We start from the raw sequence: 4,974 nt of genomic DNA on the forward strand, positions 1-4,974 counted from the left end.
AACCCGCACCGCGCGGACGCCTGCGCGCGAAACCCATTGGCGTTCCTCGATCTGCCTACATAACCTTCCACTCAGCCTAGTACCCCTAGGTTTGGCTTCGCTCCCCTTTCCCCAGGAGACCCCATGCGCCCCCTCACCGAGCAGGACATCCGCAACTCCTTCGTCAACTGCACCAAGGGAGAGGCGAAACGCCTCGCGATACCCCGCGACCTCGACCAACGCCCCTGGGACGACCTGGACTTCCTCGGCTGGCGCGACCCTGGCGCGCCCGACCGGAGCTATCTCGTCGCCGAGCACGACAACCGCCCGGTCGGCGTCACGCTGCGCTTCCCGTCCGTACGGCGCGGCCTCCTGCACCGGAGCCTGTGTTCGTTGTGCCTGACCACGCACCCGGGCAGCGGCGTCTCCCTGATGACGGCACGCAAGGCGGGCGCGGCCGGACGCGAGGGCAACTCGGTCGGGGTGTACATGTGCGCCGACCTCGCCTGCTCCCTCTACGTACGCGGCAAGAAGGTCCCCGAGTCCGGGAGCCGTTTCGAGGAGACCCTCACACAGGAGGAACAGATCGCCCGCACAGTGGGCAATCTGTCCTCGTTCCTGCGGAAGCTGTACGAGTGAGCCGCCCCCGGCCGTCCTACCGGTCCCGCAACCGCGCCGCCTCCACCTGGTGCAGGTGGATCAGGATGTCGTGGGTGCGGCCGAGCGCGATGTCGTACTCCCGGTAGGGGTCCACCGTGCCGATGCTGCGCGTCGGACGGGCCCGCTCCAGCCAGGCCCGGGCAGGCTCGGGCACGGTCCGCAGGTCGACGAGGTAGTCGCGGTGACGGACGCGGTCGAGCGTGGCCTCGTTGGTGCCCGCACGGGCCGGGCCGACGGTGAAGCGCTGGATCTTCCCGTCGGGTCCGGTCGAGTTGAAGGAGCCCCGGTCGAAGCTGAACCCGACGCTCACGTACGCGCCGCCGAGCCGGTCACGCAGGAACGCGCCCTGCATCCTCGGGTAGGCGACGGGATCGGGCGTCTCGTAACCGAGGTGGGCGTTGTGCGCCGACACGAGGACCTTGGTGCCCGTGTGCTCCTGCCACCAGGCCGTGTTGTCCGCCATGACCTGGTCGCGGTAGCGCATGGCGGCGGCAGCCTGCGTCTGGTCCGCGCCGGCGTCGAAGGAGTAGAAGCGCGCGACCTGGTCGATGACCGTCGCGTTCTGGACCGCCCAGTCGTACGCCGTCCTGTCGTACGCCCTGTCGTCCCCCGGAGACTGCTTCCGCAGCAGCTTCAGGGCCTCACCGGTCCGGGCGGCCATCTCCACGCGCTCGGCGAGCGGCCTGTTCATGTACTGGTCCATGTACGTGCCGGTCGCCACGGTGGGCCGCAGACCGCGGTACAACTCGGTGAAGCGTGCCTGGAGCTCCGGGTGGGCGCGGGCCACGTAGTCGGTGACCTTGTCGTAGACCTCCGGTCCGGCCCAGCCGAGGTCGTTGCCCATGAACCGGACGGGATCGTGCGGGTGCTGCCGGTTGTGGGCGCGCATCCACTCGACGAGCGCCAGGTAGTCGGTGTTGTTCCACCAGAGGTAGGCGGCCTGGAACTCGTCCCGCATGATGCGTCGCGGGTCGCCCTTGCCGTTCAGGACGTAGTCGTTGAGGCGCTGGCCGGTGCTCCAGCTCACCTCCAGGCCGAAGGTGCGGAAGCCCTTGGTCTCCACGAGGTGCCGGAAGACGCGGTGCTTCATGGCGAAGAAGTCGTGCGAACTGTGCGTGGCCTCGCCGAGGCCCACGACGCGGGCGTCCCCGATCATGCGGTCGAGGGGGCGTAGATCGCCGGTGTCGCCCCGCGGTTCGACGGAACGCAGCGGATGCGCGGCGCGTTCGAGGGCGGTGACGACCTGCTCCTCGGTCGCCGCCCGTACGGTGACGACCCGTTCCCCGGGCGTCGCGGCCGCGGGTAACGTCCCGGCCGCCGTGGTGCCGAGGCAGACGAGCAGGGCACATGCGATTGCGGATCGATGCCATCTCATGATCCCAGCCTTTCGGTCCGGTCGGTGCGACACCATCCGGTGCACCGCCGTCCGGGGGTGGTGGCAGATGCACGGGTTCATCGGGGGTTGCCCCCAGGGTGCGCCCCGTTGTCCCGCCCTCGCCGCTGTCTCATCCCTTGACGCGCCTCCTCGCGACCGGTGGGTACGGCCTACGCTCCCGTGCGGACGGTCGACGTCCGTGAAGAAACGTTCCGGGCGGTGGTGGAAGGGGAAAAGCCCAAGGATGCGAGACGTACGTGGCGCGTGGGCCCTGGTCGGCACGCAGGTGGCGAAGTGGCGCCAGGATCCCGTGGTCGTGCAGTCGGTGCGGTCGGCGGCGGCCGCGACGCTGGCGTACGTGGTGGCGCTGCAGTTCAGCCCCGAGGTGGCGCCCCTCACCGCCCCCCTGACCGCGCTCCTCGTCGTGCAGGTCACCCTCTACGCCACCATCACGAAGGGCATCCGCCGGGTGAACTCGGTGGTCGCCGGAGTGGTCATCGCCATCGGGTTCAGCGTCCTGGTGGGGCTCACCTGGTGGAGCCTGGCACTGATCATCCTCGCCTCGCTCGCGGTCGGACATCTCGTGCGGGTCAGCGAGTTCGTCCCCGAGGTGGCGATCAGCGCCATGCTCGTGCTCGGCGTCACCCGGGTCGGGGACACCGCGTGGGCACGGGTGCTGGAGACGCTGATCGGCGCCGTCGTGGGGCTCGCCTTCAACTTCCTGCTCGCTCCCCCTGTGTGGGTGGAGGCGGCCGGCGATTCCATCGAGGACATGGCGCGCCGGATGCGGCAGTTGATGCTGCGCGTCGGCGAGGAGGCCGCCGGCCGCACCGCCGTCGAGGAGGCCGCCGCCCAGCTCCACGAAGCCCGCGAACTCGACCACGACATCGTCGAGGTGGACGCGGCCCTCCAACAGGCCGAGGACAGCCTGAAGCTCAACCCGCGGGTACGGGAGGGGCTGCTGCACCGGGTCGTACTCCGCACCGGCCTCGACACGCTGGAGATCTGCACGGTGGTCCTGCGGGTCATCGCCCGCACCCTCACCGACCTCGCCCGGGAACGGGAGCCGGAGCGGCTGTTCGAGCCCCAGACGGGAGCGGTCCTCGAACAGCTCCTCGCCGAGATCGCGGACGCGGTCGTCAGCTTCGCGGTGCTGGTCACCACCGACGTCAGCAGCAACGCCGAGTCCGCCGAGGCCCGGCTCACCGCCGAGTTGGCCACGGCCACCGCGACCCGCGACAAGCTGGCCCAGCTGCTGCTGGAGGACGTGCAGCGGGACGCCCGCCAGTGGCAACTGCGCGGCGCCGTCCTCACCGAGGTCAACCGCATCCTGGACGAGCTCGACACCGAGCACCGCTCCCGCCGGCTGCTGGAGGAACTCGACCGCTGCACCCGCGAGGAGCGCGAGCGCAGTCCCCACCTCACCCGCGTACGCGACCGCGTGCGCCGCGCCCGCAAGTCCCTGCGGAACCGGGCAGCCCTCCTCCGACGTTCTCGGTGAAGGTCAGGCGTCGGGCACAGCGGCGACGCGACAAGGCACGCGACAAGGCACGACAGCGAGGGGGCGTACGGAATGGCCGACGGCACCGTACGGATCGACGGCACCACACTGCACCTGCCGGGAGGCGTCCAGGTGCGGTTCAAACGGACCCTGCGTCTGCCCGAGACGGGGACGCACCAGCTGCCGCCGGGGCTCGGCGACTTCCCGGTCCGCCGTGTCGAGGACTTCCCGGACACGGCACCGGAGGGGATGCGGGCACGCGGCGGCGTGATGCTGCCGGTGTACCTGCGCGAGGCGATGTGGCTGCACTTCGGGGGTACGACGGAGCCGGCCGCGCTCCAGGTCGGCGTCGGCAAGGTGTGCGCGGTCTCCGGCAAGCCGTGGAGCAGCCGCCTGAGCCGTGACCCGCAGAACTACGTGGTGCTGCCGCGGCAGCCGTGGCTGGACGGCATCAACTCCGGGAAGGGCACGGTCCGCCAGTTCGTGGCCGTCCCGCTGGGCCTGGGCGCCACGGTCGAGGGTCAGGTCACCGGTGAGGAGGTGTGGGGCGGCGTACAGCTGCAGTCGTTCCCGCTGAACGGCGAGCGGCTGGCCCAGTGGCGGGAGGAGGAGCAGATGCGGCGGGCGGCCGAGGACCGGCTGCGGGTGCGGTCGGCGGGGAAGACCGGGGGTTACGGCGCCGCGTTCCCCCTGAACGCCCCACCCGCGCCGGGTGCCGCACCGCAAGCCGCGCAGGGCGGTGGCCCCGCCGGCCCGCCCCGCGCTCCCGCCGCGATGGGGCTCGGTGTCGGCGGTTCGATGCGCCAGGAGGTCTACCGGGACACCTGGCCGCGCGGCAGTTGGGCAGAGGAGCCCGCCGGGCGGGTCTTCGTGCATCTCGTCACCCCGCCGGAGTGGCGCCGGATCACCGGCGAGGCGCCGCCGCCGTCGCCCGTGGACCGCGCGGCGTACACCCGGGCCGGGCTGCCGTGGTTCGACTACTACGACCAGGACGCCCACGACCTCCCGCCCACCGACGCGCTGGGCTCGGTGCAGCCGGTCGGCGACTGGCTCGGCGACGACCACGAGCCCTGGCAGCAGCCCTCGCCCCACCAGGTGAAACCGCTGGGGGATGCTCCGGGCAAGCCGGTGGAGGACGGCGCCTGGTAGCCGGGGGCGAGGGCTGGTTGGGCCCGCGCGTGGCGCACACCCACTGCTCGGTTTTGCGCTTCGGCACCCGCGCGGGTCAAGGTGGATCACTCACCGGACGACGACCGACAGACCGAGGTGCGAGTAGTGACGAGTGAACCGGCGCGGGACCGACACGACTGGACCAGGCGCCGTTTCATGACGGCGCTCACGGCGTCGGCGGTGCCTGTGTCGCTGGCGGGGTGCTCGGAGTCCCCCACGGCGGAGGCCCCCGAACCGTCGGCCACGCCGAGTACCTCCGCGTCTTCTTCCCCGCAGACCACCTCTCCCT

The 4,974-nt window shown here is 71.4% G+C and carries 5 protein-coding genes; 3 read left to right on the forward strand and 2 right to left on the reverse strand.

The genetic code is table 11. The features are described from left to right. The first annotated feature begins 123 nt into the window (after positions 1-123). On the forward strand, positions 124-618 hold the full coding sequence (locus FNH08_RS44400) for an FBP domain-containing protein (protein WP_152777188.1): 495 nt from the start codon (positions 124-126) through the stop codon (positions 616-618). A 16-nt stretch (positions 619-634) separates the two neighbouring features. On the opposite strand, the gene FNH08_RS44405 is transcribed toward FNH08_RS44400, so the two are convergent. Beyond that, on the reverse strand, positions 635-2,014 hold the full coding sequence (locus FNH08_RS44405) for an erythromycin esterase family protein (protein WP_152777189.1): 1,380 nt from the start codon (positions 2,012-2,014) through the stop codon (positions 635-637). Positions 2,015-2,258: 244 nt separating this feature from the next. Here FNH08_RS44405 and FNH08_RS44410 point away from each other — a divergent pair, with 244 nt between their 5' ends. Further along, positions 2,259-3,515, forward strand: a complete 1,257-nt coding sequence (locus FNH08_RS44410) for an FUSC family protein (protein WP_152777190.1) — start codon at positions 2,259-2,261, stop codon at positions 3,513-3,515. A gap of 72 nt (positions 3,516-3,587) precedes the next feature. After that, on the forward strand, positions 3,588-4,664 hold the full coding sequence (locus FNH08_RS44415; protein ID WP_152777191.1) for a hypothetical protein: 1,077 nt from the start codon (positions 3,588-3,590) through the stop codon (positions 4,662-4,664). A gap of 86 nt (positions 4,665-4,750) precedes the next feature. On the opposite strand, the gene FNH08_RS52735 is transcribed toward FNH08_RS44415, so the two are convergent. Next, positions 4,751-4,974: hypothetical protein (locus FNH08_RS52735; RefSeq protein WP_228034749.1), on the reverse strand; the 224-nt coding region annotated here is incomplete at its 5' end.

Source organism: Streptomyces spongiae, from assembly GCF_009377185.1.
GTDB classification, from domain to species: domain Bacteria; phylum Actinomycetota; class Actinomycetes; order Streptomycetales; family Streptomycetaceae; genus Streptomyces; species Streptomyces spongiae.